This window comes from uncultured Eubacterium sp., from assembly GCF_934561735.1.
Taxonomy (GTDB): Bacteria; Bacillota; Clostridia; order Oscillospirales; family Acutalibacteraceae; genus Eubacterium_R.
Genome location: NZ_CAKTGT010000001.1, coordinates 193,562 through 216,671 on the forward strand (window position 1 = coordinate 193,562; position 23,110 = coordinate 216,671).

25 protein-coding genes are annotated in these 23,110 nt (G+C 42.0%); 16 read left to right on the forward strand and 9 right to left on the reverse strand.

The features are described from left to right. Positions 1 to 107 precede the first annotated feature (107 nt). On the forward strand, positions 108 to 971 hold the full coding sequence (gene fba, locus Q0E08_RS00865; RefSeq protein ID WP_294775126.1) for a class II fructose-1,6-bisphosphate aldolase: 864 nt from the start codon (positions 108 to 110) through the stop codon (positions 969 to 971). 42 nt (positions 972 to 1,013) lie between these two features. On the opposite strand, the gene Q0E08_RS00870 is transcribed toward fba, so the two are convergent. From Q0E08_RS00870 to Q0E08_RS00895, 6 genes are all read right to left on the reverse strand, one after another. After that, complete coding sequence (locus Q0E08_RS00870) at positions 1,014 to 1,196, reverse strand: hypothetical protein (protein ID WP_177663198.1); 183 nt, start codon at positions 1,194 to 1,196, stop codon at positions 1,014 to 1,016. Between the two features lie 89 nt (positions 1,197 to 1,285). Further along, positions 1,286 to 1,774 carry a 2-amino-4-hydroxy-6-hydroxymethyldihydropteridine diphosphokinase gene (gene folK / locus Q0E08_RS00875; protein WP_294775129.1) on the reverse strand — a complete coding sequence of 163 codons (489 nt, stop codon included), beginning with the start codon at positions 1,772 to 1,774 and terminating at the stop codon, positions 1,286 to 1,288. A 6-nt stretch (positions 1,775 to 1,780) separates the two neighbouring features. Further along, positions 1,781 to 2,140 (reverse strand): dihydroneopterin aldolase, encoded by a 360-nt coding sequence (gene folB / locus Q0E08_RS00880; RefSeq protein ID WP_294775131.1) that lies wholly within the window; start codon positions 2,138 to 2,140, stop codon positions 1,781 to 1,783. 2 nt (positions 2,141 to 2,142) lie between these two features. Next, positions 2,143 to 2,952 carry a dihydropteroate synthase gene (gene folP / locus Q0E08_RS00885; RefSeq protein ID WP_294775134.1) on the reverse strand — a complete coding sequence of 270 codons (810 nt, stop codon included), beginning with the start codon at positions 2,950 to 2,952 and terminating at the stop codon, positions 2,143 to 2,145. A 33-nt stretch (positions 2,953 to 2,985) separates the two neighbouring features. Further along, positions 2,986 to 3,555, reverse strand: coding sequence for a GTP cyclohydrolase I FolE (gene folE, locus Q0E08_RS00890; protein WP_294775137.1), 570 nt, complete (start codon positions 3,553 to 3,555; stop codon positions 2,986 to 2,988). Between the two features lie 156 nt (positions 3,556 to 3,711). After that, positions 3,712 to 4,635, reverse strand: a complete 924-nt coding sequence (locus Q0E08_RS00895) for an LCP family protein (RefSeq protein WP_294775139.1) — start codon at positions 4,633 to 4,635, stop codon at positions 3,712 to 3,714. Between the two features lie 341 nt (positions 4,636 to 4,976). Between Q0E08_RS00895 and dnaA the strand changes: the two genes are divergently transcribed. The 10 genes from dnaA (at position 4,977) to Q0E08_RS00945 (ending at position 17,868) form a co-directional block, all read left to right on the forward strand. Further along, positions 4,977 to 6,314, forward strand: a complete 1,338-nt coding sequence (dnaA, locus tag Q0E08_RS00900; RefSeq protein ID WP_294775141.1) for a chromosomal replication initiator protein DnaA — start codon at positions 4,977 to 4,979, stop codon at positions 6,312 to 6,314. A gap of 528 nt (positions 6,315 to 6,842) precedes the next feature. Continuing rightward, complete coding sequence (gene dnaN, locus Q0E08_RS00905; RefSeq protein WP_294775143.1) at positions 6,843 to 7,955, forward strand: DNA polymerase III subunit beta; 1,113 nt, start codon at positions 6,843 to 6,845, stop codon at positions 7,953 to 7,955. Beyond that, a complete protein-coding gene (locus Q0E08_RS00910; RefSeq protein WP_290910902.1) occupies positions 7,945 to 8,193 on the forward strand; it encodes an RNA-binding S4 domain-containing protein in 249 nt (82 codons plus the stop codon). Before dnaN ends, Q0E08_RS00910 begins: the two co-directional genes overlap by 11 nt. Then, positions 8,183 to 9,274, forward strand: coding sequence for a DNA replication/repair protein RecF (gene recF, locus Q0E08_RS00915; RefSeq protein WP_294775149.1), 1,092 nt, complete (start codon positions 8,183 to 8,185; stop codon positions 9,272 to 9,274). Before Q0E08_RS00910 ends, recF begins: the two co-directional genes overlap by 11 nt. Before the next feature lie 2 nt (positions 9,275 to 9,276). Next, positions 9,277 to 9,510, forward strand: a complete 234-nt coding sequence (gene remB / locus Q0E08_RS00920) for an extracellular matrix regulator RemB (protein WP_177663216.1) — start codon at positions 9,277 to 9,279, stop codon at positions 9,508 to 9,510. Positions 9,511 to 9,523: 13 nt separating this feature from the next. Next, the gene (gene gyrB, locus Q0E08_RS00925; protein WP_294775153.1) at positions 9,524 to 11,518 is read left to right on the forward strand and encodes a DNA topoisomerase (ATP-hydrolyzing) subunit B; all 1,995 of its coding nucleotides are present in this window, start codon (positions 9,524 to 9,526) and stop codon (positions 11,516 to 11,518) included. 24 nt (positions 11,519 to 11,542) lie between these two features. Further along, positions 11,543 to 14,071 carry a DNA gyrase subunit A gene (gene gyrA / locus Q0E08_RS00930; protein WP_294775155.1) on the forward strand — a complete coding sequence of 843 codons (2,529 nt, stop codon included), beginning with the start codon at positions 11,543 to 11,545 and terminating at the stop codon, positions 14,069 to 14,071. 30 nt (positions 14,072 to 14,101) lie between these two features. After that, positions 14,102 to 15,838 carry an LCP family protein gene (locus Q0E08_RS00935; protein WP_294775157.1) on the forward strand — a complete coding sequence of 579 codons (1,737 nt, stop codon included), beginning with the start codon at positions 14,102 to 14,104 and terminating at the stop codon, positions 15,836 to 15,838. A 276-nt stretch (positions 15,839 to 16,114) separates the two neighbouring features. Then, a complete protein-coding gene (locus tag Q0E08_RS00940) occupies positions 16,115 to 16,336 on the forward strand; it encodes a hypothetical protein (RefSeq protein WP_294775159.1) in 222 nt (73 codons plus the stop codon). Between the two features lie 152 nt (positions 16,337 to 16,488). Then, positions 16,489 to 17,868: a TrpB-like pyridoxal phosphate-dependent enzyme gene (locus Q0E08_RS00945; RefSeq protein WP_294775161.1), complete on the forward strand. Its 1,380-nt coding sequence runs from the start codon at positions 16,489 to 16,491 to the stop codon at positions 17,866 to 17,868. Positions 17,869 to 17,975: 107 nt separating this feature from the next. Here the strand turns inward: Q0E08_RS00945 and Q0E08_RS00950 are convergent, their stop codons facing one another. Beyond that, the gene (locus Q0E08_RS00950) at positions 17,976 to 18,608 is read right to left on the reverse strand and encodes a histidine phosphatase family protein (protein ID WP_294775164.1); all 633 of its coding nucleotides are present in this window, start codon (positions 18,606 to 18,608) and stop codon (positions 17,976 to 17,978) included. Positions 18,609 to 18,798: 190 nt separating this feature from the next. Here Q0E08_RS00950 and Q0E08_RS00955 point away from each other — a divergent pair, with 190 nt between their 5' ends. After that, positions 18,799 to 19,422, forward strand: a complete 624-nt coding sequence (locus Q0E08_RS00955; RefSeq protein ID WP_294775166.1) for a helix-turn-helix domain-containing protein — start codon at positions 18,799 to 18,801, stop codon at positions 19,420 to 19,422. A gap of 172 nt (positions 19,423 to 19,594) precedes the next feature. Here Q0E08_RS00955 and Q0E08_RS00960 read toward each other — a convergent pair whose 3' ends face one another. Both Q0E08_RS00960 and Q0E08_RS00965 read right to left on the reverse strand, forming a co-directional pair. After that, a complete protein-coding gene (locus tag Q0E08_RS00960; RefSeq protein WP_294775169.1) occupies positions 19,595 to 20,299 on the reverse strand; it encodes a 5'-methylthioadenosine/adenosylhomocysteine nucleosidase in 705 nt (234 codons plus the stop codon). Further along, entirely contained in the window at positions 20,263 to 21,144 is an 882-nt protein-coding gene (locus tag Q0E08_RS00965) for a VanZ family protein (RefSeq protein WP_294775171.1), read from the reverse strand. The genes Q0E08_RS00960 and Q0E08_RS00965 overlap by 37 nt, the downstream gene beginning before the upstream one ends. A 220-nt stretch (positions 21,145 to 21,364) precedes the next feature. Between Q0E08_RS00965 and rpmH the strand changes: the two genes are divergently transcribed. The 4 genes from rpmH to Q0E08_RS00985 are packed head-to-tail and all read left to right on the forward strand — an operon-like array spanning position 21,365 to position 23,106. Next, entirely contained in the window at positions 21,365 to 21,499 is a 135-nt protein-coding gene (rpmH, locus tag Q0E08_RS00970; protein WP_078768629.1) for a 50S ribosomal protein L34, read from the forward strand. A 23-nt stretch (positions 21,500 to 21,522) separates the two neighbouring features. Then, positions 21,523 to 21,864 (forward strand): ribonuclease P protein component, encoded by a 342-nt coding sequence (gene rnpA / locus Q0E08_RS00975; protein ID WP_294775173.1) that lies wholly within the window; start codon positions 21,523 to 21,525, stop codon positions 21,862 to 21,864. Next, complete coding sequence (gene yidD, locus Q0E08_RS00980) at positions 21,851 to 22,117, forward strand: membrane protein insertion efficiency factor YidD (RefSeq protein WP_294775176.1); 267 nt, start codon at positions 21,851 to 21,853, stop codon at positions 22,115 to 22,117. The genes rnpA and yidD overlap by 14 nt, the downstream gene beginning before the upstream one ends. Next, positions 22,114 to 23,106, forward strand: a complete 993-nt coding sequence (locus tag Q0E08_RS00985) for a YidC/Oxa1 family membrane protein insertase (protein ID WP_294775178.1) — start codon at positions 22,114 to 22,116, stop codon at positions 23,104 to 23,106. Before yidD ends, Q0E08_RS00985 begins: the two co-directional genes overlap by 4 nt. The last annotated feature ends 4 nt before the right edge of the window (positions 23,107 to 23,110 follow it).

Sequence of the window (23,110 nt, forward strand, 5' to 3'; positions counted from 1 at the left end):
TTTATCGGCAGTCTACAAAAAAAGGTTGATATTTATATAACAATGTATTATACTATTGATGAATGAGTAGGAATACTCAAATTTTAACAATATAGGAGAGTAAAATTATGTTAGTTTCCGCTACAGAAATGCTTAAAAAAGCAAAAGAAGGCCACTATGCAGTTGGTCAGTTCAATATTAACAACCTTGAATGGACAAAGTCTATTCTTCTCACTGCACAGGAACTCAACAGCCCTGTTATTTTGGGTGTATCAGAGGGTGCAGGCAAATATATGACAGGCTTTAAAACCGTTGCGGCTATGGTAAAGGCTATGGATGAAGAACTCGGTATCACAGTACCTGTTGCACTTCACCTTGACCACGGCACATACGAAGGCTGCTACAAGTGCATCAAGGCAGGCTTTACATCAATTATGTTTGACGGCTCACACTATCCAATCGAGGAAAATGTTGCAAAGACAACAGAACTTGTAAATGTTGCTCACAACCTCGGTCTTTCTATCGAAGCAGAAGTAGGTTCAATCGGTGGTGAAGAAGACGGCGTTATCGGTGCCGGCGAATGTGCTGACCCTAACGAATGCAAGATGATTGCAGACCTCGGCGTTGATATGCTTGCTGCAGGTATCGGCAACATCCACGGTAAGTACCCTGCAAACTGGGCAGGTCTTTCATTTGAAACACTTGACGCTGTTCAGCAAAAGACAGGTGTTATGCCACTCGTTCTTCACGGCGGTACAGGTATTCCTGACGATATGATTAAGAAGGCTATCGACCTCGGCGTATCAAAGATTAATGTAAACACAGAATGCCAGCTTGTATTCCAGGAAGCAACCCGTGCTTACATCGAAGCAGGCAAGGACTTAGAAGGCAAGGGCTTTGACCCTCGTAAACTCCTCGCTCCGGGCGCACAGGCTATCTGCGACAAGGTTAAGGAAAAGATGGAACTCTTCGGTTCTGTAAACAAGGCATAAGTTTAAAATTGCAAAGCCTCCTCTTTTTTGAGGAGGCTTTTTTTACATAAACGATGCAACGGTGTCTGCAATGTCCGACATTTTGTTCATCGTTTTTTTCATAAATTTTTTGGTTGATGACGAAGTGGAATTTGAGCAACAGCTTCCTGCAACTGCCGCAACAGAGCAGAGTGCAAGCGTTGCACCGATGCACTTCATCATTATTTTTGATGTTTTGACATTCATAAAAATACCTCCGTTTTCATTACAGCGTTTTGCCTTGTCGGCAATAATAGTTTGTGCTTTCGGCTGTAATAATAACAGAGGTAATTTTTTTATTTTATATCAATTTTGTCTGCAATTCTGACAAATTGACCGTCAATGGTTTCGGCGGATTTCAGGAAATTATTGTCAAAAAATTCGCCGTTCGGGAACAACTCCAAAAGCGGTTCAAGTACAAATCTACGCTCTGAATACCGAGGATGAGGGCAAACCAGATTTTCGCTGTTTATAACCTTATCTTCCGCAAAAATGAGGTCAATATCCAAAACTCTCGGACCGTTTTTAATTTGTCTTATTCTGCCGAATCCCGCTTCGATACCGAGGCAGGCACCGAGCATTTCGTGAGGGTCAAGACCGCTTTCAACAAGAACAACGGCATTGTAAAAATCATCCTGTTCGGCATAACCGACCGGCTCGGTTTCGTAAATCGAGGAGCAGGCAATAACCGAAGTTTTCGGAACAAGATTGATTGCCTCAACCGCATTGTCGATATTTTCTTTTCTGTTGCCGATATTTGTACCTATCGCAAGAACATAAGTCATAATTTTTTACCTTTCTCTCGTAATTGAAACAGCAACATAATCAAACTCGGCACTTATAGGTGCTTCGGGTTTTTTGAGAGTTATCTCAACCTTAAAAATATCCTCAAATTCATCAAGTACCGCATCGGCGATAACCTGTGCCGCTCTTTCGATTAAATCATATTTTTCAGCCGTAAACACACGGCGAATTGTTTTTACAACCTTTGCATAGCTTACCGTGTCGTCAAGCGTGTCCATTTGGCAAGCCCTTGCAATGTTGACATAATAATCCAAATCTATAACAAAATTTTGACCGTTTTCTTTTTCCTCAGGATTAACTCCGTGGTAGGCAAAAAGTTTTAAGCCCTTTATTGAAATTTTATCCATAATTATCCCTTACTTTGCATTTTTTTGATTGCGTACGCCATATCTATGCCCTGTTTTTCGGCTTTTACATTGTGAAGGCGAATTATATCCGCTCCGCCCAAAATTGCCGCCGTATCGGCTGCTATGTTGCCGTAATCACGGTTTTTAGGCACGCTCTCGCCGCCGTATTCGCCTATAACACGCTTTCGGCTTGTTCCGAGTAACAGAGGGTAGCCGTCAGGCTTGTAATCGCTTATACGCGAAATGAGAGCCAAATCCTGCACTCTGTCCTTGCCGAAACCTATGCCCATATCAAAACAAATCTGAGATTTGTCTATTCCGAGTACCTTGCATTTGTTGATTGACTCATTAAAAAATTTGTGCACTTCGTCAACTCCGCCTGCACCGTTGTGCATAATTATCCAACCTGCTTGGTTATCCCGCACAACTTTTGCCATTTTTTCGGTTATAACACCGCTGACATCGTTGATGATATTTGCACCCCATTCAATCGTATTGAGGGCAACAACGGGAAAATAAGTGTCAATGCTTATCGGCACATCGGTTTGTGCCCTGACCTTTGAAATAACCGGCTCAAGCCTGTCCATTTCTTCAATAGGCGAAATCTCGGTATATCCCGGACGGGTGCTTTGTGCACCGAAATCCAAAATATCCGCTCCGTTTTCAACAAGCTTCAAGGCATATTCCACAGCCGCCTCGGGTGTAAAATGGTCGCCGCCGTCCGAAAAACTGTCAGGTGTGACATTGACAATACCCATAACAAGCGGTTTGTCACCGTATTCAATATTTTTATCGGTACATTTCCAAATCATAACAAAGCCTCTTTTTTCGGTAAAATAATGTTTTTACGATTTTAACAAAGACAAAACCTCTGCCCTTGTGCGTGCGTCTTTTTTCATAATTCCTCGAAGTGCCGAAGTCATGGTTGACGAGCCGGAAGCCTTTGCACCTCTGATTGACATACAGGTGTGCTCCGCTTCAATAATAACGGCAACACCTTTAGGCGAAAGATTTTCTTCCAAAAAATCGGCAATGTCCGAAGTCAAACGCTCCTGAACCTGCGGACGCTTTGCAAAATTGTCAACAATTCTCGCAAATTTTGAAAGTCCGAGAATTTTGTTATCCGACGGAATGTAAGCAATATGAGCCTTGCCCACAAACGGAAGCAAGTGGTGCTCGCACATTGACGAAAACGGAATGTCACGCACAATAACCATCTCGTCATTTGATTTTTCATCAAACAATTTGAGGTGCTGTTTTGCGTCACTGTCAAGACCGGCAAACATTTCTTCATACATATTTGCCACTCTTTTAGGTGTTTCGATAAGACCCGGACGATTTACATCTTCGCCCACCGCTTCAAGAATGTCACGAACGGCATTCATTATTTTTTGCTTGTTTTCTTCTGTAATCATAATAATTCCTCAATATATTCTTATGCTTGCCTTGTTGCAAAGAAAAGCAGATTTTTGCGTAGCAAAAAGACAAAAGAGTTTAAACCCTACCGACAACACTTCGTGTTGCCACCTCCCCTTAAAATTAATGGGAGGCATAATATGTTTATTTTATTTCTATTCGCTGAAATAACCCTTAATTTCCTGCACGGATTTTGGAGTTAATACATTTGATTTGTACTTAACTGTTGCGGAATATACCGCAATGTCGCTGTTTTTCTTGCAAAAAACCTCAAGTGCGTCAATATTATCCTGAAAATTACGGACCGTGATATTTGTTGTGGCACTGTTTATAAACAACCTGAATATTGCCTCGGCATTGTCAAAATTTTCGGCATTGAAAAGTTCCGTAAGTCCGTAAAGAATGATTTGGTTTGCTTTGGCATAATTTACTTTTTCGTTTGAATAATAACGCAAAAGGTCGGAAGTTTCGGAACCGGAAAGTTTTTGTTCGCCCGTACCGATACGCACGGAATACTTATCATCCGGATTTTCATTGCTGAATTTAATTGCCTCGTCCGACGGATAAATATATGTGCCGAGTTTGTTGACAAATTCTATAAAATCATCGGTTTTGAGTGCGGCATAATAATCGATGTTTATGCCGAGATAAGCGGTGAGTTTTGTTTGAATTGTTGCTCCGCCGCCGAGCGAATACAAATCATAAAGCGACTGACCGTCAATATCCGTATCGGGTGACAGAGAGCAAACCTTGTAGCTTTGTGTGTCCTTGTCCGCCTGCACCAAAAATGCAAAGTGAATAACGGATTCTTCCTCATCCGTTTCAATAATCAAAAAATTGCTTTTGCCCGATATTTGCGGCAATTCTTCAACGCCGTTATTTGCCTGTTGCGTAACGGTTACGCTGTCGCCGGCAAAAAATTCCTTAACCGACGAATATTTTTGCGACAAAATCGCAAAAAACACAACCGTAAATATTACAATTATTGCAAGCAAAATAAGCAAAATATGCTCTTCTCTGCTCTTTTTTCCGCTTGACTTGCTGATATAAATATCGCCGCGGTGTTTAAATATTTTCATATTCTGCCTTTCTAATATTTAATATTTGAATTTATTATAGATTAAAAACATTCAAATTGCAACAATATTATCCAATCAAAAATCATCATAGTATTTTAACGCTATATTATACAGGGTATATATTATAATAAGATTATAATTATTATTTATTTTAAATAAATGTTGACTTAAAGTGGGATGTTTACTATAATAGATTATGTATAGTGCCTCAGTCTTGTTTATTTGTCCCGAGCAAGGCCGGCCACTCGGCACAATACAAAAACTTTACATAAACCTAAAAAATTAAAATAAACACGATTTAAGATAAAATAACGACATAATTGGAGAGAAAATAATACTTTATGGATACATACCAAGAATTATGGCAAAATGTTCTCCTTTATTGCAAAGAGCAAACAAACGAAACCGCATACAACCTTTGGTTTACTCCGATAGAAATGACAAAGTTTAACGGAAGCGAAGCAACACTTAAATTCGGCAATGAGTTTAAGAAAAACACGGTTGTAGGCAGATACGGCAGTTTGATTGAAGAGGCATTTATGGCAGTTTGCGGATTTGAAGTAAAAATCAATTTTTACTGTCCGGAAGACGAAATGAGCCAAAAGCAAAAAACGGAGATGAGTTTTGCCGATTTTAAAAACGAAACATTTACTTTTGACAACTTTATTGTAGGTCCGAGCAACAGATTTGCCTACGCTGCGGCAAAAGCCATTGCTGCAGACCCTGCGGGTCAAATCAGCAACGGTGCAAAATACTACAATTACAACCCTCTTTTCATTTACGGTTCAAGCGGACTGGGCAAAACTCACTTGCTCAATGCCATCAGTTACGAAGTAAGCCGCAATTATCCGGAAATGAAAATTACCTATGTTAAGGCTGAAAATTTTGCCAACGAATTTATCGAAAGCCTCGGCAAAAAAACGGTTGATGAATTCCACAATAAATACAGAAACAATATTGATTTGTTTTTGGTTGACGATGTTCAGTTCATCGCCGGTAAAACACAGACGGAAGAAGAGTTTTTTCATACCTTCAACAGCCTTGTTGACAACGGCAAACAAATCGTGCTGACATCCGACCGTCCTCCTAAAGAAATCAAATCGCTTACGGAACGACTTTGTTCAAGATTTGAAAGCGGACTTTTGGCAGACATTCAGTCACCGGAATTTGAAACAAGATGTGCAATCATCAAAAGAAAAGCACAACTCCTTGATTTTGAAATTGAGGACGACAGCGTTGTTGAATACATTGCACAAAACATAAAAACAAACATTCGTCAACTTGAGGGCATTACAAAGAGATTGCAGGCTATTTGCAAATTCAGCGAACAAACGCCTACAATTTCGCTTGCACAAGGTGCCATCAAAGCGGTACAAAACGATGTTCGCCCAATCGGCGACATACTCAAAACCATTGTTGACGAAGTAAGCAGAACAACCGGCGTTTCGGTTGAGGACATTTACAGCAAAAAACAAACAAGCGATGTAAGCATTGCAAGAAAAATGTGCTTTTACATTATCCGTGAAGTAACCGATATGAGCTTTAAAGCTATCGGCGAAAAATTCGGCAAAGACCATTCTACCGTTATGTATAATGTAGAAAAGTTTGAAGAAAAGATGAAGTCGGATTCGGCACTTGAATATCAAGTTAGTGACATTATCAATAACGTTAAAGAATAGTTAATTTTAATAATTAAATAATTGATAAGAAATTATTTACAATCCCTCCGAGTGCGATAAATCGCACCCACCGTCTCACCTGCCGGTTCGGTCGGTGCTTCTGCATTAAAATGCAGAGGTCTCCACAGGAGACCCGCACCCTTTACACAAAGGAGGCAAAAATCGGTTTAATTTTTTAAGGTGCGGTTTAAATGATTTATTATTAATTTTTTCCACAAAATTTTACTTTTCCACACTATAGTTTTTCACACCGTATGTGGAAAACAAAAATTTTACACAGTTTAAACATTTTTTTCACAAACACGATGTTAAATTTTTTTAGGGCAAAATCATTGAAATAAAACGATTTTGAGAGTTTTACACATTTTGCACCGCCTCTAATACTATTACTATAAGAATGATATATTGTGATAACAAATTCTTTGCTTGACGGCAAAATGAGGCAAAATAACCTACTGATTTTTAACATCGACAAAACAACAAATAAATTAGCCGTATAAAGCTATATCATATAAGAGGAGCATCGGTATGAAATTTATATGCAATACAAAAGAATTATCTACTGCCTGCAACAATGTTATCAGAGCGGTAAGCACCAAAGTTACCATTCCTACAATAGAGGGTATACTCATTGAATGCGGAAGCAATACATTGAGCCTTACGGGATATGACTTTGAATTCGGTATCAACACAATTATGAGTGTTGATGTTGTTGAACCGGGTGCGATAGTAATCAATGCAAAGGTGCTTTGCGATATTATACGCAAGCTGAATAACGATGAGGTTACCATTGAAACAAACGGCAATTCTGTATCTATCATCAGCGGTGCGGCACAATATAATATTACTGGTATTGATGCGGAAGATTATCCGGAGCTTCCGTCTGTTAATAACGGACAAAAGATTGAACTTGACCAAAATCTTATGTATTCCATGGTTAATCAAACGGTTTTTGCGGTTGCGGATAACGAATCGTCAAAACCTGTTTATACCGGTCTTAAATTTGTTGTTGAAAACGGCACTCTCACTATGATAGGTGTTGACGGATACCGTCTTGCCATCAGAAAAGAACAAATCAATTATGACGGCGAAGAACTTGATTTTGTTGTGCCTAAAAAGACAATCAAAGAAATTATAAAATTATTTAATACCGAAGAAGAAAAAACAGTGAATATGCTTATCAGCAAGCGTCATATTGTATTTGAAATTGATAATTACAGCATTATCAGCCGACTTCTTGACGGTGAATTCATTGATTACACGGCTGCAATTCCAAGCGTATCAAAAACAACGGTGCTCATCAACACCGGTGACGCCATTGATTGCATAGAAAGAACACTTCCGGTTATTGAAAACAATCAAAAAAACCCAATCAGATGTTTGTTTGACGGCGACCAAATGAGAGTGTCAACCGTATCAAGTCTCGGCAGAGTTGTTGACTACACTCATGCAAACACATCGGGTGACAGGGTTGAAATCGGCTTTAACTCAAAATTTATGCTTGACGCACTTCACGCAAGCGATACGGATGAAGTTAAAATTGAACTCGGCGGACCTGTAAGTCCTGCGGTTATCAAGCCGATTAATGCGGATAATTTTATATTCCTTGTACTTCCTATGAGGTTGAAAAATGAAAATTAAAGTAAAAACAGCAGAACATCAAAAAGAAACGGTAAAAATCAACACCGAATTTATACAGTTGCAATCATTTCTTAAATTTAAAGGAATTGCGGAAACGGGCGGTCAGGCAAAAGAGTTTATTCAAGACGGAATAATCAGAGTAAACGGCGAAGTTTGTACCGCAAGAGGCAAAAAAATAAGAAACGGCGATGTGGTTACGGCATTTGCGGTTGACTATACGATAGTAAATGAAGATTAATTCAATTACACTTGAAAACTACAGAAATATAAAAAAACTGTCGGTTGATTTTGACGATATAAATATCATATGGGGTCAGAATGCACAGGGCAAAACAAATTTACTTGAAGCACTTTATTTGTTCAGCGGAGCAAAAAGCTTCAGAGGTGCAAAAGATAAAGAACTCATAAGATTTAACTGTGATTATGCAAAACTAAAACTTGATTTTTTTGCAAACGGCAGAGTGCAGACAGCCGAAATCAATATTAAAGACAGAAAAACGGTGCAGCTAAACGGCATAAAAAAGAAAAGTGCCGCAGACCTCGGTGACGAAATAAAAACGATTATTTTCAGTCCCGACCACCTGAATATGATTAAGGAAGGTCCAAACGAACGCCGAAAATTTGTTGACGGTGCACTGTGCCAAATAAAAAGCAATTACAGAACATTGCTGAAAAATTACAACAGAACCCTTGTTCAGCGAAACACTTTGCTCAGAAATGCGGAAAGTGAAAAAGCTGTTGCACCTATGCTTGAAGTGTGGGATGTTAACCTGGCAAACTTGGGTGCAAAAATAATTTATCAGCGAATTATGTACCTAAAAGCACTTAAACCGTACCTTAAAAGCATATTTGAGGGCATAAGCGGCGGCAAAGAGGACATTGAGCTTGTTTATATCGGAGCGGACACCTATACGGATGATGTGAATGATATTGAACAAAAATTGTATGATAAGCTGAAAAGTCATATAAAAACAGATGTGATTAACCGCACAACAACAAAAGGTCCGCACCGTGACGATATTGAAATTATGATTAACGGCAAAAGCGTTAAAACTTACGGCAGTCAGGGTCAGCAAAGAAGTTCGGTGCTTGCACTCAAACTTGCGGAGGCGAGCCTGCTCAAAGAAATGACGGGTGAAAATCCGATTGCCCTGCTTGACGATGTTATGAGCGAACTTGACGAAAAGCGGCAGGATTATATCCTGAATCACATCAAAGATTTGCAGGTTTTCATCACCTGCTGTGACAAAGAAACCGTGCTCAGACTGAAAAAGGGCAAAACTTTTCATATAGAAAACGGTACACTCTCGGAGGGGTGACAATGTATCTTCACATAGGCGAGGACACCCTCGTGAGAGATAAGGACATAATCGGCATATTTGATATGGATACATCAACGGTTAACAAAGCAACACGAGATTATCTAAAAAAAGCCGAAAAAGACAAAAGAGTAATTTATGTAAACTATGACTTGCCGAAATGTTTTGTTGTAACGGACAAAAATGTTTTTGTAAGTCCGATAAACACGGGCACACTCAACAAGCGTGCCAAATAAATGGGGTTATTAAATGGAAGAAGAAAAGAAGTTAACCAATCTTGAAGAAGAGGATATTAACACCGTTGTAACGGAAGAATACAACGCCGATGATATTCAGGTTCTTGAAGGTCTTGAAGCGGTAAGAAAAAGACCGGGTATGTACATAGGCTCAACAGGACCGAGAGGACTCCACCACCTTGTTTACGAGATTGTGGATAACTCTATCGACGAGGCCCTTGCAGGCTATTGTACTCATATTGAAACAGAGATTTTACCGGGCAATGTAATCACCGTTCGTGATAACGGCCGTGGTATTCCTACCGGTATCAACGAAAAAACAGGACTCCCTGCCGTAACCGTTGTACTTACGGTTCTTCACGCCGGCGGTAAATTCGGCGGTTCGGGCTACAAAGTTTCGGGCGGTTTGCACGGTGTAGGTTCGTCTGTTGTAAACGCTCTTTCCGAATGGATGGAGGTTGAGGTTACTCAAAACGGCCACATCTACGCACAAAGATTTGAAAGAGGAGTGCCGGTTAACGATTTGCATATTATCGGTGACAGCGAAGGCCACGGAACTTTTATCAAATTTAAGGCAGACGACGAAATTTTCCAAGAAACAACACAATACGACTTTGATATTCTTGAAAGACGACTTCGTGAGCAGGCATTCCTCAACGCAGGTCTTTCTATCAGCCTTACGGATAAAAGAGAACTTGTTGAAAAGCCGGAGGGCGACAAGTACGGCGAGGATGAACATACCGCAGTTTATTGCTACGAGGGCGGTATCCGCTCATTCGTAGAATGGATAAACGAAAGCAGGGGACTTACTCCTATTCAGCCTGAAGTTATCCACATTTCCACAACAAAGGGCGACAGAAGTGCGGAAGTTGCACTTTGCTATACCGACAGTTATTCCGAAACAAAACTTTCATTTGCAAACAACATCAACACTGTTGACGGCGGTACGCACGAAACGGGCTTTAAAACCGCACTTACAAGAGTGTTTAACGATTACGGCAAAAAGTACGGAATACTTAAAGACAGCGACAAAAAGTTTACGGGCGATGATGTTCGTGAGGGTATCACCGTTGTAATTTCGGTTAAACTTACAGAGGCTCAGTTTGAGGGTCAAACAAAGGGCAAACTCGGCAACACAGACATTACGGGTCTTGTGTCGGGTCTTGTTTATGACAAACTTATGACATATTTTGAGGAGCACCCGCAGGTTGCAAAAACACTCCTCAACAAATCGCTTGACGCTTCCCGTGCAAGAGAAGCCGCAAGAAAAGCAAGAGAAAACGCAAGAAGAAAGTCACCGCTTGAGAGCAATTCATTGCCTGGCAAACTTTCGGACTGCACATCAAAAGAACCTGAAAAATGCGAAATTTACATTGTCGAGGGTGACTCTGCGGGAGGCTCGGCAAAGCTTGGCCGTGACCCGAAATATATGGCAATTCTTCCGCTTTGGGGCAAGATGCTTAATGTTGAAAAGGCACGACTTGACAAGGTTTACGGCAACGAAAAACTTGTGCCTGTAATCACGGCACTCGGCACGGGTATCGGCGAGGACTTTGACATTTCAAAGCTTCGTTATCACAAAATCGTGCTTATGGCGGATGCCGATGTTGACGGTGCGCATATCACAACACTTTTGCTTACATTCTTCTTTAGATATATGCCGGAACTTATTGAACACGGACATGTCTATTTGGCAATGCCGCCGCTGTTTAAGGTGACAAAGAACAAAAAGAGCGAATACGCATACACCGACGAGCAGAGAGATGACATTATCCAAAAAATGGGCGGAGATTGCGATGTTCAGCGATACAAAGGTCTTGGTGAAATGGACCCTGAACAGCTTTGGGAAACCACAATGGACCCTGAGTTCAGAACAATGAAGCGTGTTACCATTGATGACGCACAGATTGCAAGCGAAAACTTCTCTATCCTTATGGGTGAGGATGTTGAGCCGAGACGACAGTTTATCGAGCAAAACGCAAAGTTTGTTAAAAACCTCGATATTTAATTTTAGAATAGGAGATATTACAAAATGGCAAGAAAAGAAGTAGTGCGTGACAATATTGACTATTCTAACCAAAAAATAGTTGATGTTGAAATCAGCAAGGAAATCAGAAGTGCATTTCTTGACTACTCAATGAGCGTTATTGTTGCTCGTGCACTCCCTGATGTAAGGGACGGCTTGAAGCCTGTTCACAGAAGAATACTTTATGCAATGTACAACACCGGACTTTATCCGGACAAGCCTTACCGTAAGTGTGCTACCACCGTCGGTGAAGTGCTCGGTCACTATCATCCACACGGTGACGCATCCGTTTATGATGCTTTGGTAAGAATGGCACAGGACTTTTCGCTCCGTCATCCGCTTGTTGACGGCCACGGTAACTTCGGTAGCGTTGACGGTGACCCTGCCGCTGCATACAGATATACAGAAGCAAGAATGAGCAAAATCTCGCTCAAAATGCTTGAAGATATTAAAAAAGACACAGTAAATTGGGTGTCAAACTTTGACGATACGGAAGTTGAACCCGAGGTTTTGCCTACAAAGTTCCCGTGCCTGCTCATCAACGGCTCATCGGGTATCGCAGTAGGTATGGCAACCAACATTCCGCCTCACAATATGGGCGAGGTTGCAGAGGGCGTTTGCTGTCTTATTGACAATCCGGACGCCGAGCTTGAAGAAATTATGCAATACATCAAAGGTCCGGACTTCCCGACCCACGGCATAATTATGGGTGCAAAGGGCATAAGAGAAGCTTATGCTACCGGCAGAGGCAAAATCATTGTTCGTGCAAGAGCCGAAATCAAGGAAACCAAGAACGACAGATTTAAGATTATCGTAACCGAACTTCCTTACGGCGTAAACAAAAGACGACTTATTGAAAAAATTGCCGACCTCATCAAGGACAAGAGAATTGAGGGCATTGCCGATTTGCAGGACTACACCGACAGACACGGTATGCACATCGAAATCACCGTAAAGAGAGATGCAAACGCACAGGTTGTGCTCAACAATCTTTACAAAATGACCGAAATGCAAACAACTTTCGGCGTTATTCTCCTTGCACTTGACGGCGGAGTACCGAAAATTCTCACACTCAAACAAATTCTTCAAAAATACATCTCATTCCAAGAGGAGATTATCACAAGAAGAACAAGATTTTACCTCAAGAAAGCCGAAGAGCGTGCTCATATTTTGGAGGGTCTTGCAAAGGCACTTGACATTGTTGATGAGGTTATCGCAACAATCCGTGCCTGCCGTGGCGGACAGAGCGACGCAAAGCAAGCCATTATGGACAAGTTTGGTTTTGACGACCCACAGGCAGCGGCTATCGTTGCTTACCGTTTGGGTCAGTTGGCAGGTCTTGAAATCGAAAAGATTTTGAACGAGTTGGAAGAACTTCACGAAAAAATCAAAGACTACAACGATATTCTCAACAACGAGCACAGAGTGCTTGACATCGTCAAGACGGAAATCCGTGAAGTTGCCGACAAGTACGGTGACGAAAGAAGAACGGAAATTTCCGCATTCACGGGTGATGTTGATGATGAGGACCTTATCCCTGTTGAAGATTGTATTCTCACACTCACCGAGCGTGGCTACATCAAGCGTCAGACGGTTGACACCTACAAGGCTCAAAACCGTGGCGGCAAGGGCATTATGGGTATGTCAAGACGAGAAGAAGATGTTGCAAAGAATATGTTTACATGCTCAACTCACGACGCTATACTCATCTTTACCAATATGGGTAAGGTGTTTAAACTTAAAGGTTATCAAATTCCGGAAGCTTCAAGAACAAGCAAGGGTATGAATGTAATCAACCTTTTGCCGATTGAGCAGGACGAAAAAGTAACCGCAATGGTTAAGGTGCCAAAGGACGGCGACAGAGAATATCTCTGTATGGTTACACGCAACGGCGTCATCAAGCGTACGGCACTTGATCAATACAACAACATCAGGAAAAACGGCATTATCGCCATTAATCTTGACGAGGGCGACGAGCTTTGCTGGGTTGAAATTACCGACGGTGAACGCAATCTTATTGTTGCCACTCACGACGGTATGGCTATTTGCTTCAAGGAAGAGGACGCCCGCCTTATCGGCAGAACCGCAAGAGGCGTAAGAGCAATTCAGCTTGCCGAGGGCGACTATGTTGTAGGCTTTGCCGTTGCCGTTGACAATATGCAGCTTCTTACCGTGTCCGAAACAGGTTACGGCAGAAGAAGTGATTTTGAAGATTACCGTGTTCAGGGCAGAGCCGGCAAGGGACTTATTAACTACCACACCGACAAGTACGGCAAGGTAGCTATGATTGCTCCCGTTATGGAAGAAAATGATGTTATTATGATTACCTCGGACGGTGTAGTTATCCGCACCCACGCCGACCAAATCTCGCTCATCAAGAGAGGCGGCAAGGGCGTTAAGGTAATGACCGTTAAGGACAACGAAAAGGTTGCAACAATAGGCATTGTTGAAAGAGCGGCAGATGAAGAAGAAATTACCGCTCCGGAGCAAACGGATGCCGAGGCACAGAATGAAGATGTGCCAACCGAGGAATAATAACCGTCAGTAATGACAGAGGAGTAATTTATGGAAAAAGGATATAATATCGACGATATTCTCTCGGAGGTCAAAAAACGCCGAGAAGAAAACGAGGCTCAGATTAAGTCGGATGACGAAGCTGCAAAAAAGGTTGTAGAAGAAGTTATCAACAGCAAAAAGCCTGAGCCTGTTGTGGAGGATATTACCCCGAGCGAGGAGCAACGAGAGAAACCGGAGGACATTTATTCTCAAACCACAAAACAAACCGAAAATGCCGAAACAGAGCAAAAAAAGGCGGCAAAACCGCAAAACACGGTGGATGTTAAATTGCCTAAAACGGACGAAAAACCGCTTGAACCGCTTAATGTTTCTCACGAAAAGAGGAACAGAACGGTGCCTGAAAACGAGGAAGAATTTGTTGATGTAAAGGACATTGTTGAGCAAAACAACGATTACGAAAATTATTACATCAATTCCTCCGGCGAGACCGACCGTGACAGAGAGCGTGCAAAGAAAAAGAAGAAAAAGAACGATAAGAAGAAAAAGAAAAATACGGCAATTCGAGTAATTCTTATTCTTTTGATTATTGTTCTTTGTGCAGGCATAGGTGTTTATTGGTATGTTAATAATATTTTGGAAACCGTGACGGACGAAAATGCGGACAAGCAAACCAATGTTTCTCAGATGAAGATGGACGAACGGGTTGAAAGCTTTGACCCGATTGAAGAAACGGACGCATCGGAAATCGGTTCGCTTCAGGATATGATTAAGAAGTGGTACAAAAACGGCACACCTGCATCGTCATCAAGAGTGCTCAACATTATGCTTATCGGTGAGGACACCCGTGGCAAAAAGGTGCTTGAGAGCGGAACGAGAGCCGATTCTGCAATCGTTGCAAGCGTAAATCTTGACACAAAGCAGATTAAACTCACATCAATTCTCCGTGACGCCTACGCTTATTGGGAAACCACACCGGGTGACGAATCAACAGGCCACTTCGGCAAAATCAACGGTGCAATGTCCACTTACGGCGGCGATATTCACACCTATATTTCAGCAGTTGAAAATCTTTATAAAATCAAGATAGACAACTATGTTATTGTAAACTTCACAAGTTTTGAGAAGATAATCGACAATTTGGGCGGTGTTGAGCTTGAACTCACAAGTGCCGAAATTAACGAAATCAACAACCACCAAAAGAGATATGGCGGTGTTTATATCGACAAAACATTTGACGGAACAAAGGGTACGCTCAAACTTTCGGGCAAGCAGGCTCTTGCTTATTGCAGAATCAGAAAGATTGACTCCGACAATATGCGTGCAAACCGTCAAAAGATATGCTTGAGCAAGGTTTTCAGCGATATGAAAAACGCTTCAAGCGTTCAACTCCTCAAAATCCTTAACGATATGGTTCCGTATATAAGGACGGATATGCCGAAGAGTAATATTATTTCTACGGCAAAATATGCTCTCAGCGAGGGCTGGATGAGCTATGATGTTTTCACATCCAATGTACCGGAATACAGAAATGACGAAAACGGTGCAGGCGGTACTTTTTACGGTGCTTGGTGCTGGAAAGCCGACTATCCGATGGACGCATATATGCTCCAAATGGACATTTACGGCAAGAGCAGCATTACACTTGCACGCACAAGAGTTGACTACATCAACTGCCGTGAATCGGGATTTTATTCCGAAACGGGCTATGCCGTGCAGGCAACCTACACCAACGAAAATTACGGTGAAGTAACCACCCGTGCGCCGGAAAAAACTGACGAAGAATAAACCAATTAAGGCAATTAATATTCGTAGGGGCGAACTTTGTTCGCCTCTTTAATTATTAGGCGACCGCAGGTCGCCCCTACGGTTTGATTTTGTGGCTATTAGGGACCGCAGGTCGCCCCTACGGTTGGGCTTCGTGGATATTAGGCGAACAAAGTTCGCCCCTACGAGTTGTTATTCAACATTTTGAAAGCTTACAATAAAAAATTTTTATAAAAGGTATTGACAAAATTGATACAGCGGTGTATTATGTGATTAATTCAATAAAACATCAAACCTATGATGAAGAGTGAGTACGGTTTTGTTGTTGTATTCAGCGAGTCGCAGTCGGTGGAAGTGCGATATACAGATAAAATGCGGAATGGACTTCAGAGGGCAAACAGAAACGGCGAAAGTCGGAGTATGGGCGACGGGGTTAAGCACCTCGTAATCAACAGCTTGCATATGATAGTATGCGATGAGTGGATGCTTTTGCATCAAGCCGGGTGGCACCACAGGTAAATTATCCTGTCCCAGCAGTTTTGCGGGGACAGGTTTTTTGTATTTATTAGGAGATAAATTATGTTTTTGTTAGTAAAACGATGGCGAAGCCGTTGAAAATTCATTTAAAAATTAAACAACAACACAATTTTACATATTTTAAGGAGATTATTATGAAAAAAGACGGAAACATTCCATACAAAATTTATCTTGAAGAAAGCGAAATGCCAAAGGCTTGGTACAATCTTCGTGCCGATATGAAAAACAAACCGGCACCGCTTCTCAATCCGGGAACACTTGAGCCGATGAGCTACGACGATTTGCGACCTGTTTTTTGCGACGATTTGGTTAAGCAGGAACTTGACGACACAACAGCGTATTTTGACATTCCGCAGGAAATCCGTGATTTTTACAAAATGTATCGTCCGTCACCGCTTGTAAGGGCATATTGCCTTGAAGAAAAGCTTGGCACACCGGCAAAAATTTACTACAAATTTGAGGGCAACAACACCTCGGGTTCGCACAAACTCAATTCGGCGATTGCACAAGCCTACTACGCAAAAAAGCAGGGACTTAAAGGTGTAACAACCGAAACGGGTGCAGGTCAGTGGGGCACGGCACTTTCGATGGCTTGCTCGTATTTTGACCTTGACTGCAAGGTTTATATGGTTAAGTGCTCATATGAGCAAAAGCCGTTCAGACGAGAGGTTATGCGTACATACGGTGCTTCGGTTACACCGTCACCGTCTATGGATACAAACATCGGCAGAAAGATAAATGCCGAACATCCGGGCACAACAGGTTCGCTCGGTTGTGCAATATCGGAAGCCGTTGAAGTTGCAACATCAACAGAGGGCTACAGATATGTTCTCGGTTCGGTGCTCAATCAGGTACTTTTGCACCAATCCGTTATCGGTCTTGAAACAAAGGCGGCACTCGACAAGTACAATATCAAGCCTGATATGATTATCGGTTGTGCAGGCGGCGGCTCCAATCTCGGCGGTTTGATTGCTCCGTTTATGGGCGAAAAACTCCGTGGCGAAGCCGATTACGACATTATCGCGGTTGAGCCGGCAAGCTGTCCGTCATTTACAAGAGGCAAGTTTGCATATGATTTCTGCGACACCGGTATGGTTTGCCCTCTTGCAAAGATGAAAACTCTCGGCTCGGACTTTATTCCGGCACCTAACCACGCAGGCGGTTTGCGTTACCACGGTATGAGTTCTACCCTTTCTCAACTTTACGAAGACGGCTTGATGAAAGCTGTGGCTGTTGCTCAAACAGAGGTGTTTAAGGCAGCCGAGCAGTTTGCAAGAATTGAGGGTATTCTCCCTGCTCCCGAAAGCTCACACGCAATCAAGGTTGCTATTGACGAAGCCCTTAAATGCAAGGAAACAGGCGAGGAAAAGACCATTGTATTCGGTTTGACAGGCACAGGATACTTTGATATGTACGCATATGAAAGCTTCCACGACGGCAAGATGACCGATTACATTCCGACCGATGAAGAGCTTGAAAAATCGTTTGCAAAGCTTCCTAAGGTTGACAAATAATTTTAAATACGAAGCGACCGCAGGTCGCCCTTACGGTTTTGCGGGAGGATGATATCCTCCCCTACGAAAAATGCCTCCCACATAACGGGAGGCATTAATGTTTTAATTTATTTTTCCTCTTTGCTCAGCGGAACGGGTACGGTGTCAACTACTTCAACCTTTTTGCCCTGCATCCAAAGTGACGGTGTGATGCGGAGCTTGTAGCCGTAGCCGGCGTCCATTTGCCAATGTGCCATGGGTGCTTCCGGGAGTCCGTAGCAAGCCAAAATCGTCATCAACACGCCTGCGTGCGACACGATTGCAAACTTTTCCGTGCCTGTTGAAATGCAGCCCTCAACAACCTGCTCAAACGCCTTGCACACTCTCTGCACAAATTCGGCATTGCTTTCGCCGTAAGGCGGACGGGCATACATATCGCCGTGGAGCCAGTTTTTGAAGTCCTCATTGTCCTTCAAATCCTCTGCGGTAAGCTCCTCAAATTCGCCGAATGAGTACTCGATAAAGTTATCTATTACAATTTTGTTATTTTTTGGGAACATAATATCGGCGGATTCAAGTGCCCTTTTGAGAGGCGAAACAAATACCGCATCAGCCTCCGGATAGGAGTGCTCTTTTTTTATCTCTTTGAGTTGTTCTATACCAAATGTGGACAAAGGATAATCGGTGTGCCCAATATACTGTGCGTTGAGATTGCCTTTTGTGAGTCCGTGTCTTAATAAATACACTGTGTATGATTTCATTGTGTTAAACCTCCGTGTGAGTTCCGTGTAAGTGAAGTTTTATCCTAAATGTTACAAAAATGCAACAAATAAAAATTTGTTGTTTACAAATTGTATAATAAGTGGTAGTATATATAAGGATTACAAATTGTATAGTGATGAAAAGAGAACTATCGCTTTTGTTCTAATATTAAATGACCAAGGGGAAATTATGAAGAACGAGACTGAAAAACTGTCCAAATTCTCCCAGATGTTGTCAAAGATGAGAAAAGAGAGAGGCATCAGCCAAAAGAAGGCTGCCACCGATTTGGGAATTTCTCAAGCACTTCTTTCTCATTACGAAAAAGGCATCAGAGAATGTGGGCTTGATTTTGTTATTAAATGCAGCCGATATTACGGAGTTACCACCGACTATCTGCTTGGTGTAAGCGACAGCAGGAACGGGCTTAACGGTGATGTGCTTTCCGCTCTTGACGGCAACGGCGAGGGCCGCTCGATAAAATCAATGGCACTTGCAACAAAATATTTGCTTGAGCTTGCAACCGCAGGTGCAAACAATAATCAAAGCAAATTTGTATATGATTACTTTATGCTTTGCATATATCGCGGTGCATTGACTCTTGCCAAAGCAGGCGATTTGCCAAAGGAACTTTTCAGAATTGATTATTCTGTTGCCCGTGATTTGGCATCGGCGGCGATTGCAGTGCAAGACGCAAAGTTTGTGCTTATTGAGGACAAGTCACGCACAGGCATTGACGAAAACCAATTTGCTCCGCTCAAGGATATTATCACCGAGGCAGAGGAATACATATTGTCAAACTATATTTTAGAGTAAACTATCGGGCGTTGCCCGGCAAGTCAGATTGCAATATATTGAAACGGAACGGCATTTTGTGTGCCGTTCTTTTTCATTGGCGGTGGTTTTACGGGAGGATGATATCCTCCCCTACGGTGTAAACGGTTTTGCGGGAGGATGGTATCCTCCCCTACGGTGTAATGATGCTTGATTACAATTCAAACTGTGTTTTTTGCGTTTTGATAAAATCAAGGATAATATCCGTGCTGATTTTAGCGGCTATCATCTTAAAGGTTGGATAATCCATTTGTGCGTTTGCGTCGCCGCCGTCACTTATTGAGCGAAGAACGGCAAAAGGCACGCCGTTTGCCTTGCAGGTGTGACCGATTGCTCCGCCCTCCATTTCGCCGCAAATTGCGTCAAACTCGTTTGAAATAAGGTCTTTAAGCTCTTGCGAAGCAATGAAGGTGTCGCCCGATGCAACCGTGCCCCTGTGAATTTTTTCGCCGCAACGGATTGCACATTGGCTGAGCGTTTCGGATATTTCTCTGTCGGTTTCCACCTTGATAACATTAAGCCCGTTGATAAATCCTCTCGGTTCGCCGAGGGCGGTAATGTCTATATCATATTCGCACACATCCGTTGCGATAACAACATTTTTGATGACAACATCACTTGAAAGCGAACAGCCCACACCTACATTTATAATTGCGTCGGGCTTGAAGGTGTCTATCATAATTTGCGTGCAAAGTGCGGCATTTACCTTGCCCGGTGAGCACTGCACAACAGCAACCATAACATTATCGATTGTTCCGCAAACAAAGGTTATTCCCGCAATTTCGGTTTCAACAGCATCTTTAACTTTTGCCTTGATACTTGCTACTTCCACATCCATTGCTCCAATGATTCCCAGCATAATTCGTTCTCCTTGATTTTTTCAATAATTATTTTGTAAACCACACAGCCGAGGAGTGCCCCCGCCGTGTTCATTATTATATCGTCAATATCGCTCTCGCCGCAGCGAAAAACAAACTGATATACTTCCATAAGCGTGCTCAGTATTATCGGAAAGCCTATCGCCCAAAACCGTTTGTGCCGTTTTGCAAGCTCGCAAAACATCATTGACAAAGCGGTGAAGTAAAATACATTGCCGGCATCTCTTACCAGCAATTTAGGTTTTCTTTCCGTGATAAAAGCACTCATCTCGCCTTTAAACGGAGTGAGGTTTATGCTGACTTCTTCCCAGCCGTATGTTCTTATGATAATGTATATCATAAAAAAACCGATTATAAAAACGGGGATTGAACCGACAAAAAAGCTTTTTGACGCCTCGCAATAATTGTTGTTAAAGTGCCCCTGCCTTTGCCTGATTAACGCAATTACCGTCATAACGGCAAAAACCGAAAAAAAGGTTTCAAGTCCGTAGGCAAGGTGGTAAAGCGAATACGATTTTTCAACATACCACATCAGCTTTAGCGTGAGGCTGTCAAGTGCATACAAAAATGTGTACAAGCCCATTATGCCGGCGGTTCGGTCGGCAATGAACAGCAAATCCCTGTTTATCAAATAGTGAACTGCCGTTATTATGACCGGCAAAACCACGGCAAGCAAAAATTTTATGCTCCTGTATTCAAATCTTGCAAAGAAAAAATACAGCTTTGTGTGGTCGATAAAGCAGCAGGAAGTAAAAAATATTGTAAATGTGAACACGATGTTTGAAAACTTTTTTATGCCCAAAGCGGCATTTTTAGTTGTTGACATCTTGCTCACCCCCAATATATAGTGCTATTATATAATAGATTAATAATAAATACAAGTTTTTGTTGACAAATTGACATATTTTATAATATAATATCAAGGCTAATAGTATGTGTGGCAGTATTGCCATATATCAACAAAAGCAATTTGCCTGTGCTATGCCGCACAGAGATTATAAAAGATTAAGACAAGTTTAGTCTTTGCGAAAGGTAGTGAAAAAAGAATGAAGAGAACATTTCAACCAAAGAAAAGACATGCACAGAAGGTACACGGCTTCAGAAAGAGAATGTCAACAAAGAACGGTAGAAAGGTACTTGCTCGCCGTCGTGCAAAGGGCAGAAAGTCACTTTCTTACTAATTAGCAAGTAAAGGAACGGTTTTGTGAAAGGTCAAACCTTAAAAGAAAATAAGGATTTTCGCAGATTGTATTACAGAGGCAAAAACGAGGCAAGCTCTGCACTTGTAACCTACGGTATGAAAAGCCGCGGGGACGGTGTTCGTTACGGAATAACCACAAGCAAAAAAATCGGCGGTGCGGTTGAGCGTAATCGTGCGCGTCGTGTTATCAGAGTGGCTTTTAGGAATATTGAGCCGAGGATTAACGGCAGTTGGGATTTTGTTTTTGTTGCAAGAACAAGGACAACCAAGTGCAAAGAGGACGCGGTGGAAAAAGCCATGCTTGCTCATATGAAAGCAATGGGTGCGGTGAATGAAGAAGATTAACGCACTTGTCAAAAAGGCAATGATTTTTTTGATAAGGACCTATCAGGTGACTTTGTCGCCGAGATTTTCGCATGGGTCGTGCAGATACACGCCCACCTGCTCGCAGTATGCCATTGAGGCAATACAAATCCACGGAATATTCAAAGGCAGTTTGCTTGCCGTAAGAAGGATATTGCGGTGCAATCCGTTTTTTAAGGGTGGCTACGACCCTGTTCCGCTGAAGAAAACAAAACAAGAGGACAATTATCGGTGATAACAACTATTACTATGGCTGTATCAAACGGTATGGGTTTGTTTAAACCGCTTTACTGGTTGTTCGGTAAGTGTATGGAAGGTTTGTTGATGCTTTTCAACGACCAATACTTCCTTGCTCTTATTGTGTTTACCATTATCACCCGTTTGATATTGTTACCATTTAACCTCAAACAGCAAAAAACAATGGCTAAGACCTCCCGTCTTCAGCCGAAAATTCAAAAAATTCAAAAGAAGTACGCAAATTCAAATGACCCTAAAGATCGTCAGAAGATGCAGGAGGAAATGCAGGAGCTTTACAATCGTGAAGGTCACAATCCTATGAATATGGGCTGCGGTCCTATGGTCTTTCAAATGGTATTTTTGATGGGTATTATCGGTATTATTTACTATCCTATCCAATATATCATCGGCGTTGATATTGCGTCAAACAGTGATGCGATTTTCAAAGCGCTCAACAAGGTGCACGAGATTAAGGGCAATTATTTCCAGATAGAAATTCTTCAAAACTTTGAGATTTACAGAGATGTGCTTGCAAAGAAGTTCCCTGAACTTTTCACTGAGGCAAAGCTTAATGCGATTGCCGACTACAAGGCACATATGTTTATCGGCAACCTTGATATGACTCAAATTCCGAGCATCAAGGACTGGAAAAATCCTATAATCATCATTCCTATTCTTTGTTTGGTAACTTCTTTTGGCTCAACACTGTTGTCACAGCAGATTCAGAAAAAGCAAAATCCGGCAGCTGCCGCTCAAGGCCAGCAGATGATGATTATGATGCTTATGATGCCGTTTTTCTCTTTCTACATCTCATTTAAGGTATCTGCCGCTGTAGGTTTTTATTGGATTATTTCCAACATTGTGGCTACCGCACAACAGTTGTTTATGGCAAAATTCTTCCCTCCTAAGCGTAATGTTGCCCGTCAGATGATTGAGTCAACTATCGAGCGTCGTTCGAGAGAAGAAAGTATCAAAAACACAAAATAAATCG